Source organism: Anaerococcus nagyae, from assembly GCF_017874535.1.
Classification (GTDB): domain Bacteria; phylum Bacillota; class Clostridia; order Tissierellales; family Peptoniphilaceae; genus Anaerococcus; species Anaerococcus nagyae.
In genome coordinates, this window is the sequence record NZ_JAGGLS010000004.1 from 15,557 (window position 1) to 34,070 (window position 18,514).

Annotated in this window: 15 protein-coding genes, 1 tRNA gene and 2 other RNA genes; 13 read left to right on the top strand and 5 right to left on the bottom strand. The window is 29.0% G+C overall.

Features of this window, described 5'->3' with window-relative positions; genetic code table 11:
* The first annotated feature begins 7 nt into the window (after nt 1-7).
* Nucleotides 8-586 carry an orotate phosphoribosyltransferase gene (gene pyrE, locus J2Z39_RS04030; RefSeq protein ID WP_209813910.1) on the top strand — a complete coding sequence of 193 codons (579 nt, stop codon included), beginning with the start codon at nt 8-10 and terminating at the stop codon, nt 584-586.
* Between the two features lie 167 nt (nt 587-753).
* Here the strand turns inward: pyrE and J2Z39_RS04035 are convergent, their stop codons facing one another.
* Entirely contained in the window at nt 754-906 is a 153-nt protein-coding gene (locus J2Z39_RS04035) for a hypothetical protein (RefSeq protein ID WP_181965123.1), read from the bottom strand.
* A 129-nt stretch (nt 907-1,035) separates the two neighbouring features.
* On the opposite strand from J2Z39_RS04035, the gene J2Z39_RS04040 reads away from it, so the two are divergent.
* Together J2Z39_RS04040 and J2Z39_RS04045 are read left to right on the top strand one after the other, a co-directional pair.
* Nucleotides 1,036-1,743 (top strand): glucosaminidase domain-containing protein, encoded by a 708-nt coding sequence (locus J2Z39_RS04040; protein WP_117521501.1) that lies wholly within the window; start codon nt 1,036-1,038, stop codon nt 1,741-1,743.
* Between the two features lie 52 nt (nt 1,744-1,795).
* Nucleotides 1,796-3,466, top strand: a complete 1,671-nt coding sequence (locus tag J2Z39_RS04045; RefSeq protein ID WP_117521503.1) for a glycogen-branching protein — start codon at nt 1,796-1,798, stop codon at nt 3,464-3,466.
* A 158-nt stretch (nt 3,467-3,624) separates the two neighbouring features.
* On the opposite strand, the gene cbpB is transcribed toward J2Z39_RS04045, so the two are convergent.
* From cbpB to J2Z39_RS04060, 3 genes are all read right to left on the bottom strand, one after another.
* Nucleotides 3,625-4,089 carry a cyclic-di-AMP-binding protein CbpB gene (gene cbpB, locus J2Z39_RS04050; protein WP_117521505.1) on the bottom strand — a complete coding sequence of 155 codons (465 nt, stop codon included), beginning with the start codon at nt 4,087-4,089 and terminating at the stop codon, nt 3,625-3,627.
* A gap of 88 nt (nt 4,090-4,177) precedes the next feature.
* Nucleotides 4,178-4,445: signal recognition particle sRNA large type (gene ffs / locus J2Z39_RS04055), an RNA gene on the bottom strand.
* Nucleotides 4,445-4,535, bottom strand: a tRNA-Ser gene (locus J2Z39_RS04060). The genes ffs and J2Z39_RS04060 overlap by 1 nt, the downstream gene beginning before the upstream one ends.
* Before the next feature lie 105 nt (nt 4,536-4,640).
* Here J2Z39_RS04060 and dnaX point away from each other — a divergent pair.
* From dnaX to J2Z39_RS04085, 5 genes are all read left to right on the top strand, one after another.
* Nucleotides 4,641-6,353, top strand: coding sequence for a DNA polymerase III subunit gamma/tau (gene dnaX / locus J2Z39_RS04065; protein WP_209813912.1), 1,713 nt, complete (start codon nt 4,641-4,643; stop codon nt 6,351-6,353).
* A 9-nt stretch (nt 6,354-6,362) separates the two neighbouring features.
* Nucleotides 6,363-6,701 carry a YbaB/EbfC family nucleoid-associated protein gene (locus tag J2Z39_RS04070; protein WP_117521509.1) on the top strand — a complete coding sequence of 113 codons (339 nt, stop codon included), beginning with the start codon at nt 6,363-6,365 and terminating at the stop codon, nt 6,699-6,701.
* Entirely contained in the window at nt 6,701-7,306 is a 606-nt protein-coding gene (gene recR, locus J2Z39_RS04075) for a recombination mediator RecR (RefSeq protein ID WP_209813914.1), read from the top strand. The genes J2Z39_RS04070 and recR overlap by 1 nt, the downstream gene beginning before the upstream one ends.
* Entirely contained in the window at nt 7,299-8,258 is a 960-nt protein-coding gene (locus tag J2Z39_RS04080; RefSeq protein WP_209813915.1) for a hypothetical protein, read from the top strand. Before recR ends, J2Z39_RS04080 begins: the two co-directional genes overlap by 8 nt.
* A gap of 133 nt (nt 8,259-8,391) precedes the next feature.
* Nucleotides 8,392-9,786: a glycoside hydrolase family 32 protein gene (locus J2Z39_RS04085; RefSeq protein ID WP_209813918.1), complete on the top strand. Its 1,395-nt coding sequence runs from the start codon at nt 8,392-8,394 to the stop codon at nt 9,784-9,786.
* A 392-nt stretch (nt 9,787-10,178) separates the two neighbouring features.
* On the opposite strand, the gene ssrA is transcribed toward J2Z39_RS04085, so the two are convergent.
* Nucleotides 10,179-10,534: a transfer-messenger RNA gene (gene ssrA / locus J2Z39_RS04090) on the bottom strand.
* Nucleotides 10,535-10,690: 156 nt separating this feature from the next.
* Between ssrA and J2Z39_RS04095 the strand changes: the two genes are divergently transcribed.
* From J2Z39_RS04095 to pulA, 5 genes are read left to right on the top strand one after another with little or no spacing between them, the layout of a single operon-like run.
* Nucleotides 10,691-11,824 carry a glucose-1-phosphate adenylyltransferase gene (locus tag J2Z39_RS04095; RefSeq protein WP_117521517.1) on the top strand — a complete coding sequence of 378 codons (1,134 nt, stop codon included), beginning with the start codon at nt 10,691-10,693 and terminating at the stop codon, nt 11,822-11,824.
* A 1-nt stretch (nt 11,825) separates the two neighbouring features.
* Nucleotides 11,826-12,953 (top strand): glucose-1-phosphate adenylyltransferase subunit GlgD, encoded by a 1,128-nt coding sequence (gene glgD / locus J2Z39_RS04100; RefSeq protein WP_209813920.1) that lies wholly within the window; start codon nt 11,826-11,828, stop codon nt 12,951-12,953.
* On the top strand, nt 12,950-14,380 hold the full coding sequence (gene glgA / locus J2Z39_RS04105) for a glycogen synthase GlgA (RefSeq protein ID WP_209813922.1): 1,431 nt from the start codon (nt 12,950-12,952) through the stop codon (nt 14,378-14,380). The genes glgD and glgA overlap by 4 nt, the downstream gene beginning before the upstream one ends.
* 3 nt (nt 14,381-14,383) lie before the next feature.
* On the top strand, nt 14,384-16,639 hold the full coding sequence (locus J2Z39_RS04110) for a glycogen/starch/alpha-glucan phosphorylase (RefSeq protein ID WP_117521523.1): 2,256 nt from the start codon (nt 14,384-14,386) through the stop codon (nt 16,637-16,639).
* Nucleotides 16,629-18,512 (top strand): type I pullulanase, encoded by a 1,884-nt coding sequence (gene pulA / locus J2Z39_RS04115; protein WP_342589590.1) that lies wholly within the window; start codon nt 16,629-16,631, stop codon nt 18,510-18,512. The genes J2Z39_RS04110 and pulA overlap by 11 nt, the downstream gene beginning before the upstream one ends.
* Nucleotides 18,513-18,514: the final 2 nt, after the last annotated feature.

Genomic DNA, 18,514 nt, shown 5'->3' on the forward strand with positions numbered 1-18,514 from the left:
AGTAATTATGGATAAAACATTAGACTTATTAAAAAAATCAGATGCACTTTTAGAAGGACACTTTTTATTATCAAGTGGTAAACATTCAGATAGATATATCCAATGTGCAAAACTTATAGAAAATCCAGCTTATTGTGAAGAAGTAGCAGAAATAATTGCAGAAAATCTTAAAGAAGCTGGTATAGAAGTAGATTTATGTGTAGGACCTGCTATGGGTGGGGTTATTATATCTTATGAAGTAGCAAGAGCTCTTGGAGTTCATGCTATATTTACAGAAAGAGTAGATAATGAAATGACCCTACGTCGTGGCTTTCAAATCAAAGAAGGTACTAAAGTTATAATAGTAGAAGATGTTATTACAACAGGAAAATCTTCATTTGAAACAGTAGATGTTATAAGAAGTTATGGGGCAGATGTAGTAGCTCTTACATCAATTGTTAATAGATCAGGAAAAGATCAAATCAACGGTGTTCCAGTAATATCTGCGACAAAAATAAATGTAAGTACTTGGGATCCTGATGATTTACCAGATAATTTAAAGGATATACCAGCTATTAAACCAGGTTCTAGAAAAATTACTGAATAAATAATAAGTGCTGGAAGTTAATATTAAACTCTCCAGCACTTATTATAAAATTCTATAGCTTATCAAGTTTATCATTTATACTTTTTAGTATATTTTTTATCCTTACTATAGTAAAAATTAGGCATAACAGTAAAATTACAGATAGCACCGCATCTATTAATTGTTTATCATACATTTTCTGAAATTTTTCTTTCTGCTAGCTTTTTATCAAGTTTCTCATCAATTTTTATCAAAGAAAAATAAACTAGATTAAGTGGTACAAAGGCAAAAAATAATATTTCTTTTAAAGATGCAAGGATTTCAATCGGGTTATTAAACATGACTATCTCCTAAAATTACAACGTTTACTTATTATGTTTATTTTATACATAAATTTTTTAGTTGTCAAGAATAGCAAAAACCACTAAGTAGAAGGTATAATAAATTTAGAGAGAAAAAAGGATTAAATTATGTTGAGAAATAAAATAAATTTAAAAAAATTGTTATTAGGACTTTCTTTAAGCTTTTTAATATTGCCTCAATCAATATCACATGCAAGTAAAAAAGAAACAAGTATTAGTCTAAATAATGGTGTAAACAAAATTTCACATGAGTCAAGGCTGTTATTAAAATCAAGAGCAGTTAAATATGAACAACTAGAAAAAGATCTAGATGAGTTTTATGATAAGGGATCTAGCAAGATTTCCTCAGATAATATGTTATATCTATTAAAGAAAAATGATTTTACAGCAGAGGAATTGGACACTGGTCTGGAAGGAACAGGACTTTCTGGTCTTGGTAAGGACTTTAAAAAAGCAGAGAATACTTATGGAGTTAATGCTATACTCTTAATGGCTATGGCCAAGCATGAGACCGGCAATGGAACAAGTGAACTTTTTTTAGAAAAGAACAATTTATTTGGTTTTAATGCAGTGGATTTAGATCCTTACAATCAAGCTACAGATTTTAAAACACCAGGAGATTCTATAGATACAGTGGCAAAACACTTAAAAGAAAAATATCTTTCCTCTAGGGGTGATTATTATAATGGTATATCGACAGATGCTATTGGAAAATCCTATGCAACAGATCCTGATTGGTCAAAAAAAGTTAACTGGATGATGATAGAAGTGTCAAATAATATGATAGATCAATTTAATCAAGAAGCAGGCAAGTAGCCTGTTTTTTTGTAAAAACTTTATTTAATATATAATAACTTCGAGGTGATTTATGGATACTAAAGTATATTTAAAAGGAAAATCAAAAAATGCTTATGAATTTTTTGGAGCTCATAAAAAGGACATTGGATATATATTTAGACTTTTTGCTCCAAATGCAAGTAAGGTTGAAATAATTGGAGATTTTAATGATTGGCAAGAACAGTCGCTAAGAAAATACCCTACAGGAGTTTTTTCCCTTACTATAAAAAATGCAAAAGCAAATGATAGATACAAATATGTGGTTTATGATTCTAATGGTAATACTGTTAAAAAATTAGATCCATTTTCTAGATCAATACTAGTAGATGAAAATTGTAGCTTAGTTAGTGATGATACTTATGAATTTGAAAATAATAAGGTAAATAAAGATGCACTTAATATATACCAAGTACACTTAGGATTATTACTAAAAGATAAGAGTAAATCTATTAAAGAGCATTATGAAGATTTAATTTATCATGCTAAAGACAACAACTTCACCCATATATCATTAATGCCCATTACAGAATATAAGAATTATAAATCTATGGGCTATTCGAGCATAGGATTATTTGCCTTAAGTGATCGCTATGGAAACATAAATATTTTTAAAGAATTTATAGACAAGTGCCATCAAGAAAATATTGGATTAATTTTAGAACTTGATTTAGGCGAATTTGATCCTGATCCTTATTATTTAGCTGATTTTGATTCTACTAGATTATATGATTACGATTATAATGACATTAGATATAATTACTATGGATCTATGAACTTTGATTTGTCAAAAAATGCTAGTAAATCTTATTTATTGTCGGTGGTAAATTATTGGATCAAAGAATTTAATATTGATGGTATATGTATTTCTAATATAGAGAATATAATTTACTGGCAAGGTGATAAAAATAGAGGAGTAAATTCTGCAGGTGAGATTTTATTAAGGGAAATTATTGAACTTATAAGAAGTAAAAAAAGCTTATCTATAGCAAGTTACAATGGTATATATGATCTAGATTTTGATTTTGACTATATCTTTGATAATTCTATGAGAAGTCTTATAAGAATTTTCCAAAAGAAACCATATGACAGAAATAATTATAAAAGTGATATATATAAGTTAATTAATAAAAATAATTCTGATAGAATCTTAGGTTTTTCATATATTGATTCCTATTTAGAAGAAGCTAGTCTAGCCATGAAAATGCACGGTGATATGCATAAATTTGACCAATTAAAGAGCTTATTAACCTTAATATATACACTTAATTCTAGAAAAATGATTTTTATGGGAGATGAGTTTGCTGATTTAAGAACATTTTCTATTTACAATTCTCTTAACTTCAAAAAATTAGATAAGGGTCAGGAATATTTTAATAAATTCTTTAAAGATTTAACTAGGACTTATATAAATAATGAAGCTCTATCCAATAAAAGTTCTATTACACAGATTCTTGATATAGGCGGCTATAGTATTTATGCTTATATTAGAGAATTTAATGATAAGAGAATGCTTATAATTGTAAATTTAACTGATGTAGAATATTTTATAGTGAGTCCTTATAATTTAGTAGAATTAATTAATAGTCATAATTTAAATTATGGGGAAAGTGGAAATATAAATGGTAGTATTGAAAAAAATGAGAAAATACGAATAGAAGCTTATGGAGCAGTGATATTCCAAATTAAAAAGAAGCTGTTGTAAATAGATAAATCGTTCCAAAATCACTCGAGCACCTTCACAAAAAGGTTGACTTTCATGAGTCGGCGTGCCCAAACTTTCTGGTAGTGCATCTAATGATGGAACGATAGATATCTATTAATTGCAACAGCTTCTTTTATTTTATATATAAATGTTTAAAGTTATTTTTCTATTAAATCATATTTTATTTCTAAATTATGGGCTATATTTGTAAATCTTTCTAGGACAACTTTTCTAGGAATAATACCTAAAAAGTATCCATTTTTATGAGTCACACATACGAAGTTATTATTTATCAATAATCTAAGGACATCCTCAAGATTATAATTATCAAATAAAATAGGAACCATTTGATTCATTACTTGAGATACTGTAAGCTCTGATAATTTTTCTTCATCAAAAATTGATAAACCATATGGACTAGTAACTATATTAGAAATAGAGATTAATCCTCGAACTCTATCATCTTTATCTAATACAGGTATAGTTTGATAGCCAGAGGAAGATAGAACAAGGATAGCATGAACCAAGGAATCATCTTCTCTAACAATAGCAACATCGCTTGCTGGTATCATAATATTTTCTGTAGGTTCTTTAAACATTTCTTCTATATTTTTACCTATCATTTTTTGCTCCTTATATAAATTATAAACTAAAAAAAACATAAGTAAAGAAAAAAATACCCCTGAGTACTGACTCAGAGGTAAGATATGTAAGCACACCCAGTTTTGAAATAAATCCTAGTTAGAGTTTCTAAAAAAGTCTAGCTCGTGATAGGTGACCTTACGGCACACAGAAAGATCTGCTTAATGCTGCTACGTTCCCGTCCTGACATGGTTCACAGTTTCCTGTTGCGTAAGACCCATCAGTCAACACTATCTTTAGTAGGCTTATAAATAGAAAATATCCCTCGGCTGGGAATTAAACCCTGCTACAGCGGATTGCAGGTTACAAGGCACCGCTAGTTCCCCGTCTAGTGCATGGCGGAGAGCATGGGATTTGAACCCATGATACACGAAAAATGTATACACGATTTCCAATCGTGCTCCTTCAACCGCTCGGACAGCTCTCCATGCGATTAACATTTATAATTATACGACTAATTAAAAAAAATGCAAAATTTTGAAGAAAAAATTTTGGACTTCTTATGGTATAATAACTTATGGAAAGGAAGATTATGGCAAAAGCTTTATATAGAGAATATAGACCCAAGACTTTTGATGAGGTCTTAGGTCAGGATAGGGTCACCGATGTTCTAAGAAATCAGGTTAAGACTGGTAAGATCAGTCACGCATATATATTTTCAGGTGAAAGAGGTACTGGTAAAACATCTTGTGCTAAGATATTTGCTAAGGCTATAAATTGCAAAAATCCTATTAATGGCTCACCTTGTTTAGAATGTGAAAATTGTAAGGCTATTGAAGATGAAACTACTATTGATGTAGTGGAGATGGATGCTGCTAGCAACCGTAGGATAGATGATATAAGAAATCTAAAAGATAATGTTATTTATCCACCTAATAAATTAAAATATAAGGTTTATATCATAGATGAAGCTCATATGATAACTCGTGAAGCCTTCAATGCACTTCTTAAAATTATGGAAGAGCCACCAAGTCACTTGATATTTATCCTTGCTACAACAGAGATTGATAAGGTTCCTAAAACTATTTTATCAAGAGTTCAAAAGTTTGAGTTTAGTAAGATTAGTGATAGGCAAATAAAAGAGCAGATAGATAAGGTTCTTTCTGATAGAAATATATCAATTGAAAATGAAGCTATTGAATTAATTATAAAAAAGGCGAATGGAGCTATGCGTGATGCTTTAAGTATCCTGGACCAAGTAGTTTCGTTTGGAACTGACTCTTACAGCTTAGCTGAAGTTGAGAATATATTGGGCGTGGTAGATTTTTATGAAGTTGACAAGCTTACTCAGTCAATAATTACAAAAGACTCGAAGAAATCTCTGGAAAGTTTATTTAACTTAAGGAATAATAATAAGCCCAATAAGGACATACTCGATGCCCTCATTTCTTATTTTAATGATATAATGATTTTTAAATTAACTAATGATGACTCTTATTTTGATAATGAGGATTATATAGATTTTATCAAAAAAAGAGCGAGTGAAATTAGTGATTTAGAAATAAGTGATTATCTTGATATACTAATAGAGTATTCAAATAAAATGAAATTGACTGAAAATACTGATGTTCTTACTGAAGTATGCTTACTAAGACTTATAAATCTTAAAAATATAAATAATATAGAATCAAGAATTGAATACTTAGAAAAAAACTCTGGTGAAAATGTAGTAGATCTAGTAAATTCTATTCTAGATAAGAAACTGGTAAATATAAGTAGTATTTCTAATCAAAATTTTAAGGCAGAAGATAGTTATTATCATAGTAAGGAAATTAATAGTCAAAAAGATCTAACCAAAGTGCAAGATAAAGATGTTACTTTAAAAGAATCCAGTAAAGAAAATAAAAAAGAAAAAGAGAATACTTCACAAAACTCTGAAGCTTCGCTAAATGCTAATCAAGAAGAAGAGATAAAATCTATGCTTATAAAGACAGCTGGTGGAGTATTAAATGGATTGTTTGCAGAAGAAGGATTTAACTATAGAATCATTAATAAAGACTTCATTATTTATGTCAAAGATGAATTTTATAAGATATTTATAGAAACGAAGCTTGGAAATATTGAAAATAATCTAAGAAGTATTTTAAGGGCAAATTATAATTTATATGTTGATTCATATGATAATATGGACAATAATATAGATAAAGACGAAACGATAAAAGAAGCAGAAGAAAATAAGAATCCCAAAGTAGATGAGACTGATAAGCTTAGAGAAATCTTTGGCGATGAATTAATTATAGAATAGGAGAATAAAATGGCAAAAGGCGGATTCCGTGGTGGACAACCAAACATGAATAATATGATGAAACAAATGAGAAAAATGCAAGAAGAAATGGAAAAAACTCAAGCAGATATAGAAGAAAGAGAATTTGAATCAACATCAGGTGGTGGAGTAGTAAAAGCTACAGTAAATGGGAAAAGAGAAGTAGTTTCTCTAAAAATTGACCCAGATGTAATTGACCCAGAAGATAGTGAAATGCTTGAGGACTTAGTTATTGCAGCAGTTAATGATGCAATGAAAAAGGCTGATGAATATTCAAGTGAATCTATGGGTAAACTTACAGGTGGACTAAATATCCCTGGACTTATGTAATGGCAGTCTTTCCAGAAAGTTTAGATAATTTAATAGAAGAATTTCAAAAGTTACCAACTATAGGACGCAAGTCAGCAGAGCGCTTAGCAATGAATATTGTTGAGCGCAATGAAAATGATATAGAAGAATTTTCCAAGGCGCTTTTAGAAGTAAAGGAAAAAATTCATAAATGTGAAATATGTGGCAACCTCACTGAAAATGATATTTGTAGTGTTTGCAAGGATATTACTAGACAAGAAGATTATATATGTGTAGTAGAAGATGTAAAAGATCTGATAGCCATTGAGAAATCTGGCGCTTTTCATGGAAAATATCATGTTCTTGGGGGCCTTATATCCCCATCAGATAATATTGGTCCAGAAGAATTAAATATAGATAAGCTAATAAAAAGGATAGATGATGAAGGAATTAATGAAATTATGTTAGCTATATCATCTACAATAGAAGGTGAGACAACCACCTTATTTTTATCAAATTTATTGGCTGATAAGGATGTAAGGATTAGTAAGATAGCTCAAGGCATACCAGTTGGATCAAACTTAGAGTATTTTGACCAATTAACCTTAGAACGAGCTATAGAAGATAGGAGAGAAGTGCTTGAATAAAAAAATTATTTTAACTTTGGCATTGCTATTAGTATTTACTTCTTGTTCAAAGGGAAAAAGTCAAGAAGCAATAGATCCCAATCCTATTGAAGTTAGCGAAGAAAATCCTAAGTCAGATAAAATTGATATAAATCCTACAAGCTTTACTTCAAGACTAATTTTAGATAATATGGATAATAAAAATTTTAATATAAGGACTTCTAAAGATTCCAACTATATAGATGATATAGAAAAAGGAAATTTTGATATAGCAATAGTTCCTGGTTATTTGGGGCCATATTTTTATAATCATACAAATCAAAATATTAAGATAGCTGCAATAAGTTCTATAGATAATATAAAATTAGTCAGTGATAGTGTAATTAATGATCAAAATGATTTAAAGAAGAAAAATTTGTATATAGCAGATCCTGTAGGGAATTTATCTAATGTGGTAGATAAAAAAGTAGGTCCATTAAATTTATTTTTAAAATTAAATATAGAATATTATAAAGATATGAATGATATAGTTAAAAAACTAGATGAATCTCATAATTTTTTAACTATTATGAAAGATCCGTATTATCAAAAATTAGAAGGTAATGATTATTATACATCAGATTTATCTAATTGGATTCCTATAGCTCAAGGTGAATTTGTAAGTGAAATTATTATCGTAAATAAGGACTACCTAAAATACAATAAAGAAGTTTTTAATCAGTTTTTACAATCTTACAAAGAAGTATCAAATAAACTAAAAGAAGATCCTGTAGCAAGTGATGAGATATTAAATATGTATAATTTAACAGATAGAGAAGCTAAAGAAGCGATTAATGATCAAAGTCTAACTTTTATAGAGGGCGATACAATGAAAGGTACCTATCAAGTTTTCCTTGATAGATTGAAAAATTTAGATACTTCATTATTAGGAGATATTATACCAGATGATGACTTTTATTATATGAGTGAATAAGCAAAGATAAATTATTATTGTAAGAACCATTTAATTGATGGTTCTTTTTTTATTTACTGGTTTAATATACAATATATATTGATTTTATTAAAACTAAAAAACTGAAGGAATTAAGGATTATAAATTAATTAGTATGTATGGTAAAGAGTTTTATGAAAATAGATTTAATAAAACCATAGGTAGATTAGAGACAGTAAAAAATGACTATTTTAGATTAAGATATCATATAAGTCAAAAAATAGGCTGGTTGAATGATCCCAATGGTCTTTGTCAATTTGATGGAGAATACCATATTTATTTTCAATACGATCCATTTGATGCAAGTGGAAAAAATATAATTTGGGGACATATTACAACAGCCGACTTTATAAATTATACTTATGAACAGCCTTTTATATTTGCTGATTCAAATTTAGATAAAGATGGTGCCTATTCAGGCTCAGCCGTTATAAAAGATAATAAAATAAACTTTTTTTACACTGGAAATGTAAAGTATAATGGCGCTTATGATTATATCTACAAAGGAAGAGAACACAACACTATAAAAATAGTATCAGATAATGGATATAATTTTGACGAAAAAGAGCTGTTATTATCCAATAAAGATTATCCGAATAATATGAGCTGTCATGTGCGAGATCCCAAGATATATGAAGAAAATGGTTTATATTATATGTTTTTAGGAGCAAGAAGTAATGATAATAATGGATTAGTTCTAGTATATAAATCAAGTGATTTGAGTACATTTACCTATCATATGCAGATAACAACGTCCTATGATTTTGGTTATATGTGGGAGTGCCCTGATTATTTTGATATTAATGGTAAAAAATACCTACTAGTTTGTCCACAAGGTCTAAAAAGTGAAGAATTTAACTATCAAAATGTATACCAATCTGGGTATTTTCCAATTGAAATTGATTTAGAAAGTAAAAAATATAATCTAGGAACATTTGCTGAGCTAGATTATGGTTTCGATTTTTATGCACCTCAAACATTTGAAGATAAAAAAGGTAGAAGAATTCTGATAGGATGGATGGGGATGCCTGATGCTAGTTATAGCAATCCTACAATAGAGAACTATTGGCAACATTGTTTGACAATTCCGAGAGAGATTAAAGCTAGGGATAATAAGATTTTACAATCACCTATTGAAGAATTAAAAGCTCTAAGAAAAGACAATGTTGATATTATAAAATATCACTCTTATGAAGAAAATATTTTTGAATTCATATCTTATAATTTAGAGAAAGAATTTGAAATATATTTAAGAAAAGATGTAAAATTAATTTATAATAATGATATACTTCATCTATATATAGATGAATCAGGTTATGGAAGAAATGATAGAAAAGTAATAATAAAAAGTATGAATAATTTGAGGATATTTTCTGACTCATCTTCAATAGAAATATTTGTAAATGATGGAGAATATGTATTATCTTCTAGGATCTATGCTAAAGAAAAATACTTTAGTTCATCAATAAAAGGAAATTTATATAAATTAAAATCTATAAATTGGAACTAAAAAGAGGTATTAAAATAATTTTTGGGTTGTTGCAAAATAATAAATCCTTTTTGTGTATACTAAAATAATTTTTCCTGCGACATACTATAGATTAGTTTCTTAAAGTAAATAAAGATTTAAATAGTCCTTATATGAGTAATTGTTAGGAGTGTGCATACATTTAATAATTACCAAGCTTTATTTTAAAAGAAAAAGACAGTAAGATGTCGACTGTACACCTCCAAATAATAAGAAAGATAAGTTAAGAGAAGAAGTGAAAGGTAAGAAAAAAGAGGACTAAATGTCCTCTCTTTTTGTTTATTGTACCAAGTATTTTTTATTTTTTTATTGGGGACAGGTTGGGGACAACATATATTTTAAATGTTGCAATTCCAACCTGTTCTCTTTTTTTATGGTGGAGATGATGGGAATCGAACCCATGTCCGCGGAAGCCTCCTCAATAGCTTCTACAAGCTTAGTAAGTTTAAAGATTTCGCATAAAGACTCTTAAACTTACAAATAGTTTTTATGCTAGCTTCATCTTACTGCTCATATCTCAAAGCTTTGGTATGAGAGTTGTCGCTATAATTATGAAACAAATTGTAAGTTTACGACAAACCTACAATTCATTGCTACCAGTTTCTTAGGCAGCTAGTGCGAAGTTTGCTTCGCTATTATTGTTTGCGTTTATATTTAAATACTGATTTACGTGTCAGAAAACGACTTGCTACTAAAGATTATTCGACCACGTCGAAACCTAGGCATCCCCATGTAGCTTACATTATACTTTTTATGATTTAATTGTCAAAAAAATTAAATTATGTAAAATATTTCTTAAGAAAAGGTTTTTTAGTTCTTTATAATGTTTTTTTCGGGTATCTATATATTAATTAGAATATATGACTTTATTTGTGAAGGAGGGCACATGAGAAACTCAAATAAAACAGCTGCTATGCTTTTGGCTGGCGGACAAGGTTCTAGACTTAAAGCACTTACGAAGGACATGGCAAAACCGGTTGTTCCTTTTGGCGGGAAATATAGAATAATAGACTTCGCTTTAAGTAATTCAACCAATTCAGAGATTAAAGATATAGGTGTTTTAACTCAATATAAACCACAACTTTTAAATAAGCACTTAGGGATTGGTTCTGCTTGGGATTATGACAGAAATAATGGTGGACTTCGAATTCTTTCACCTTATTATACAGAAGAAGGTGGTAAATGGTTTGAAGGTACTGCAAGCGCTATATATGAAAATATAAATTATTTAGATCAAGTTAATCCAGAATATGTTTTAATATTATCTGGAGATCATATATATAAGATGGATTATAGGAAACTTCTTGATGTTCATAAGAAAAAAGGTGCAGATGCAACTATTGCTGTAATGGAAGTTGATTGGGATGAAGCAAGTAGATTTGGAATTATGAATACTGATAATGATGGTAGAATAACTGAGTTTGAAGAAAAACCAGAAGAACCAAAATCAAATCTTGCGTCCATGGGAATTTATGTATTTAATTGGAAAATTTTAAGAAAAGCTCTTATAGAAGATAATAAAGATCCTAACTCTACAAATGATTTTGGGCATGATATTATTCCAAAAATGCTAGAAGATGGTGAACCAATTTATGTTTATAAATTCGATGGATATTGGAAAGATGTAGGTACAGTAAAAAGCTTCTGGCAAGCAAATCTTGATTTGATTGATCCTAATAATGAACTTGATATATATGATGAGGATTGGAAAATTTATACAACAAGCCTTAATTTGCCACCGCATAGAATTGGCCCAAATGGTGAACTTAAAGATGCTTTGGTAAATGAAGCTTGTGATATTGATGGTAGAGTTGAAAATTCCGTATTATCCTCAAATGTCAAAGTGGAGAAAGGTGCAGAAGTTTACAATTCTGTTTTGCTTAATGGGACAAAGGTTAAATCAGGGGTCAAGATTTATAATTGTGTGGTAGCTGAGGATATAGAGATAACAGAAAATATTGGAGATGCCGAAACTGATAAGGTATATCTTGTAAGTTCTGAAGGAATAGGAGAGGAATAAAATGGATAATGTTTTAGCTTTAGTGTATAGCTCTGAGTTTAACCCAGATAGCTACGGTGAATTATGTAAGGTAAGACCTGACTATATGCTCCCATTTGCTGGTAGATATAGAATTATAGATTTTACATTATCAAATTTATCTAATTATGACATAAGTAATGTTATACTTTTTGCAGGAAATAAGATGAGGTCTACTCTAGATCACATAGGAAATGGTAGAAGTTGGGAGCTTAATAGACGCCATGGTGGTCTAACAATAACTCCTCCAGATTTTACAGATACCAATCCTTCAGAAGTTACCACTTACTATGATTCTATGATGGCATTTGAAGAAAGTAATGCAGAATATGTATTTATAACAAATCCTATGTATATTAATAAAGTTGATATCAGTGATGCAAAAGAAAAAATGAAATCTTCAAATGCTGACGCCTTGATATTTACTAAAAAAACTACGGACGAAAATGGATTTTATTTAAATCGAAAAATTATAATTTCAGATGAGAATGATAAGCCAATAAATCCAGGCGTCAATCTTGGACTAAATGATGAGTTTGATTTATTTGCAGGATCTATACTTATTAAAAGGGAAGTATTTATAAAAGTCTTAAGATATGCTATTGAGGTCAATAATATTTCATCAATATTAGCAGCACTATTTGAATTTCCTGGAGATATAAATAAAGATTTTTATAGAATTAACAATCAGCTTGAGATTATTATGGATATATATTCTTTCTTTGATGCAAACTTCAAACTTTTAGATAAAAAGTATTATGATAAGCTATTTTATAAGGATGGTTTGGTTTATACAAAGTCAAAAGATGAACCATCTACTTCCTATACAAAAGATAGTAAAGTTAAAAATTCCTTAGTTGCTAATGGATCAATTATAGAAGGCGAAATTGAAAACTCTATTATCTTTAGAGGTGTTACAATTAAAAAGGGAGCTGTCATCAAAAACTCTATAATATTTCAAGATTCTGTTATAGGTGAAGATTCTATAATAAATTATGTAATTACAGATAAAGGCACCCAAATTGGTAAAAATGTTAAGTTATTTGGTAATAGGACTCACCCATATGCGTCAAGTAAAAATGAAGTATTAGAAACCAGGAGCTATGAATGAACATATTATATCTAACTAGTGAAGCAGTACCTTTTATAAAGACTGGAGGACTTGCAGATGTTGCAGGTTCTCTTCCTCAAGAACTTATTAAAGATGGATTGGATGTAAGGGTAGTCTTGCCTTTATATGCATCTATAGATGAAACTTATCGTTCAAAAATGGAAAAGATAACAGAGTTTTATGTTGATCTTGACTGGAAACATCAATATGCTGGAGTTTATAAATTAGATTATAAAGGTGTAGCCTTCTATTTTATAGATAATATGGAATATTTTGATAGGGATTATCCTTATGGTTTTGATGATGATGCTGAAAGATTTATTTTCTTTTCAAAGGCTTGCACTTTACTACCAAAGGAAATTGAATTTAAGCCTGATATTATCCACTCTAACGATTGGCATACAGCTTTAGTTAATGTATTTGTAAATGACTTTAGGCATGGAGACAGCTATTATGATGATATCAGAACTTTATTTACTATACATAATTTAAAATACCAAGGTGTATTTGACTCTGATAATATGAAGATCGCTGGTCTAGATGGTGGCTATTTTAATGAAAATGATTTAAAATTTTATGATGCTATAAACTTTATGAAAGGCGGTATAATTCATGCAACAGCTGTAAATACGGTTTCAGAAAATTATGCACGAGAAATCCATTATCCATTTTATGGAGAAGGTTTAGATGGTGTTATTAGACAATATGATTATAAATTATCGGGAATTGTAAATGGAATTGATTATAAGGAATGGAATCCAGCTACGGATAAGTTAATCGACCAAAACTATGATGTTAATTCCCTAGACAAGAAAGTTTTAAATAAGCTTGCTATCCAAGAGATGTATGGATTACCACAAAGAGAAGATGTTCCAATGATTGGTCTTGTTTCTAGACTTAATGAAATGAAAGGTCTTGATTTAGTTCGCTATATATTAGATGAATTACTACAGGAAGATATTCAATTTGTAGTGCTTGGTACAGGCGATTATACCTATGAGGAGATGTTTAAATACTTTGCTTGGAAGTATCCTGAGAAAATGGCGAGTAGAATTTATTTTGGTGGAGCAGAGGCTCATAAAATTTATGCATCAAGTGATTTCTATTTGATGCCATCCATTTCAGAACCTTGCGGTATAAGTCAATTAATAGCAATGAGATACGGATCACTTCCTATAGTACGTGAGGCAGGAGGATTAAAAGATACCGTTATTCCTTACAACGAATATACGGGGGAAGGGACAGGATATTCTTTCTCAAATATTAATGCTCATGAATTACTATTTGCTATAAAAAATGCAACTAATATTTATAAAAATGATAAAAATTCTCATAATAGATTAATAGAAAATGCTATGAACCAAGATATTGATTGGAAGATGTCTGCAGATAAGTATTTGAAACTATATGAAGAAATTAGAGCATAATTTATGATTACAAGCAAAGATATAATTATAGAAAGAATACAAAATTATTTGTATTCTTTTTATGCTAAAGATATAAAGACAGCTAGAAAAAACGAAATCTACGATTGTTTATGCAGATATCTTATGGAAATAATAGGTACTAGATGGGTTGATACAAAAAGACATAAAGAAGATTATGAAGTTTATATCCTTAGCTTTGAATATCTGCCAGGAAGATTTTTAGAAAATATTATTTATAAGCTGGATATTGAACAGGAGATTAGACAGGCTCTTAGTGAAATTGGCTTTGACTATGAAACCATAATATCATATGATCCTGAGCCTGACCTTGGTATAGGTGATATGGGTATAGGATCAAGTTTCTTGATAAATGCCCTAACAAATCAAAAAATTAAAACAACAGCCTATGCCTTAAGGTATGAATCTGGAAATTTTAAACAGATTATTGAAGGTGGCAAACAAGTTGAATCTTCTTATTCTTGGTTAAGATATGGAACAAATTGGGAACATAAAAAATCTTTTACAAATATTATTAATATATATGGAAGAGATCATAAAACTGTAACCTATGATATGCCTGTCGTATCAAAAGATGCAAGCTTTATAAATACTCTTAGACTATTTAAGTCTGACTCGACTTTAAGTGTAAATATTAACGAGTTTTCAAAGGGGGATTTATTAAATGCTTATGATGATTATATAAATAATTCATCTATAACAGAATTCTTATATGTAGATGATTCTACTTATGAAGGTAAGATGCTTAGACTTAAACAAGAATATTTTTTCTCAGCATCTGCGATGAGAGATTTCGTTCGTCGCTTTATTTTATACTATGATGACATTAGAACTATAAACAAAAAGACAGATGTAGTTATAAACGATATTCATCCTACTTTAGCGCTGATAGAATTTATAAGGATTTTAACTGATGAGCATAATTTTACTATCAAAGAGGCAATAGCTTATACTAGGGAAATATTCCATCATATTGTATTTTCTACAACAGATGATAGCTTTGAAAGATATCCTATAGATGAAATTAGAAAAATGAATAAAGATATTTTTGAAACTATGGTTAAGATTCAAAATGAATTAGCTAAGGAAGATGGTTTTACACCTTTTATAGTAGATGGTTTAGTATTGTTTAAATACATTAATATGGCCCTCAGCAAAGATTATATTTTCTTATCAAAAATTCTAAGTGAAGATAAAAAAAATTCGAAAAATGTTTGTTATAAAAATATTGGTACAGATAGATTTCTTTATTCAAAAAGTGCCAATATATATCTTGATAAAACTTTATTATCTTATTATATAGATATAACTGATCCTAAATCTTTAAGAAATATAGAAGAATTAAAAAATAATATAGATTTAATAAATGATTTGGAATTAATTAAATACCAAAATAAACTTAAATTAATCAAATTTTTGGGAGAAGGTAGAGGAAAAATAAATCCGCACTCTATATTTGATATGCAACTATCTATTATGCATGAGAGCAAAAGACAAATACTTAATGCTATGGCAATTGCCTATCAGTTTTACTATCTAAGAGATAATGCTAATGCTTATTATGTTCCTAGGACATATGTATTTTCAGGCAAAGCAAATGAAGGCTATTTTATAGCTAAAGAAACTATAAAATTTATCTTTGCTCTTAAAAATTTAATAGAATCAGATAAGATTATAAGAGAAAAAATCAAAATTATATTTGTAGAAGATCTTTCTGTTGGAGATTTAAGATATTTGTATCCGGCTGCAGATGTTTATAGTAATCTTAATCATCCCTTATTAGATAATCAAAATTTTAATACATTAAATGCGTTATTCAATATGTCAAATTTAGTAACAAGCAGAGGCGGTATAACAGAAAATGTAGATAAAACAAATGATTTTTATTTTATGGGGGATTCATATCTTAAAATAAAATCTATAAAAGAAAACAATTTCTATAATGCTAATGATTTTATTTATCAAAACGAAATAGTAAAATATACCACAGAAAGACTTTTAAAGGAATCATATGAGCAATTTCCTTATGACTTTAAAATAATCTATAATGAGATCCTCATGTATAATGATTCTTTTAATGTATTCTATGACCTAAAATCACTAATTGATGCCCGCGAAAAAATATCTAAAGATTACTTAGATAAAGAAAAATGGGTTAAGCAGCAAATTAGTAATATTATTTGGGCCAATGAATTTGATATGGATTACACTGAGAAGAGGAAATTAAATTTTGATAAGTAATATTGATCAATTAACCTATGAAGATATAAAAGATTATGAGCTTGGTGCGATTTATTCTAAGCAAAAAACAATGTTTAGAGTGTTTGCACCAGAACGAGAGGTTAAATTATCTTTATCTAAGGATTATAGCAATCCTAGAAAAGAAATATATGCTATGCAACAAAATAAAATAGGTATTTGGGAATTAAGTTTAAAAGGTGACTATGAAGGCTACTATTATTCTTATATAGTCGAGGATAAATATGAAGTGACAGACCCATACTCATTTACAAGCTCTATAAATAGCATGTATTCTGTAGTAATAGATATGGACAAGACTAATCCTGAAGATTTTAAGTCTAGTAAGATTCCAATTATAGTAGAAGATGAAGCTATAATTTATGAGATGAATGTCAAAAATTATACGGCAGATGAGACAAGCGGTGTGAGAAATCGTGGGAAATATCTAGGAATTAGTGAAAAAAATACAAGATATAATGGATTTAAAACAGGTCTAGATAATCTAGAAGAACTTGGAATAACTCATGTTCAGCTTTTACCTATATATGATTTTATATCAGTTGATGAATCAAATGAGAGATTTTTTGATGACGATAATTACAATTGGGGATACGATCCAGAACTATACTTTGCACCAGAAGGTTCTTACTCGACTGATCCTAATAATCCACTTTCACGTGTAAGAGAATTAAAGAAGATGATTTTAGCCATTCATCAAAAAAATATAGCTGTTATTATGGATGTTGTTTATAATCATACCTTCAAATCTTATGACTCTAACCTAAATACTCTAGCTCCTAATTATTACTATAGGATGAATAATGATGGTACTTTTTCCAATGGCTCTGGAGTAGGCAATGAGCTAGCTAGTGAAAGGCCTTTTGCAAGAAAGCTAATAATTGATTCTCTAAAACATTGGGTTAATGAATACAAAATAGATGGTTTTAGATTTGATCTTATGGCTTTAGTGGATGTTGATACCATAAAGCTTGCTTTAAAAGAATTAAGAAAAATAAACCCTAACTTAATAATCTATGGAGAACCTTGGATGGCATTAGATACTACACTTGCTTATGATAAGCATACAGTTAAAGGTAGCCAAAGGTCTAATGGATTTGGTGTTTTTAATGATGTTTACAGAGATGCAATAAAGGGAGACACTGATTCATATGGCATTGGGTATGTACAAGGTAATTATAGTTTAAAAAACCTCATTGAAGAGGGAATAGCAGGATCAATCAATTATGATAAGAGTAGGAATGGATTTTGCGATTATGCTTCAGAGACTATAAATTACTTTAATTGTCATGATAATTTGATTTTATATGATAAGTTACAAGTATCTATAAATGATTTGGATAAAATTAATGACTATGTAAAACTTGCTATGGGATTAATAATGTTATCCTATGGTAAGCCCTTTATTTATGAAGGAAATGAGTTTAATCATAGTAAGCACAATGATAGAAATTCATACAATTCACCACTTTTTATAAATGCTATTAACTGGAAAGAAAAACAAGATAATCAAAACATATTTAATTATAGTAAGGATATAATATCTTTAAGAAAAGAATTAAAAGTTTTTAACGAATCTGATCCAGATAAAATTAGAGAAAATCTTACTTTTATAGATGGCTTAGATAATTCGATTATAGCTTATAAAATTAAAACTGATAAGACTTATATATTAGTAGCAATTAATGCTGGCAATAGTACTTTAAATATTAGTAAAGAGAAGATATCAGTTTTTTTAGAATGTAAAAATCTAGAAATTAAGAGAATTTTCTCTAAAGAGGGTAAAGATAATAGTAAAGTAAAGACTATAAGCTTAGAAGAACGTTCGGTAAATGTTTATAAAATAGGAGAATAAAA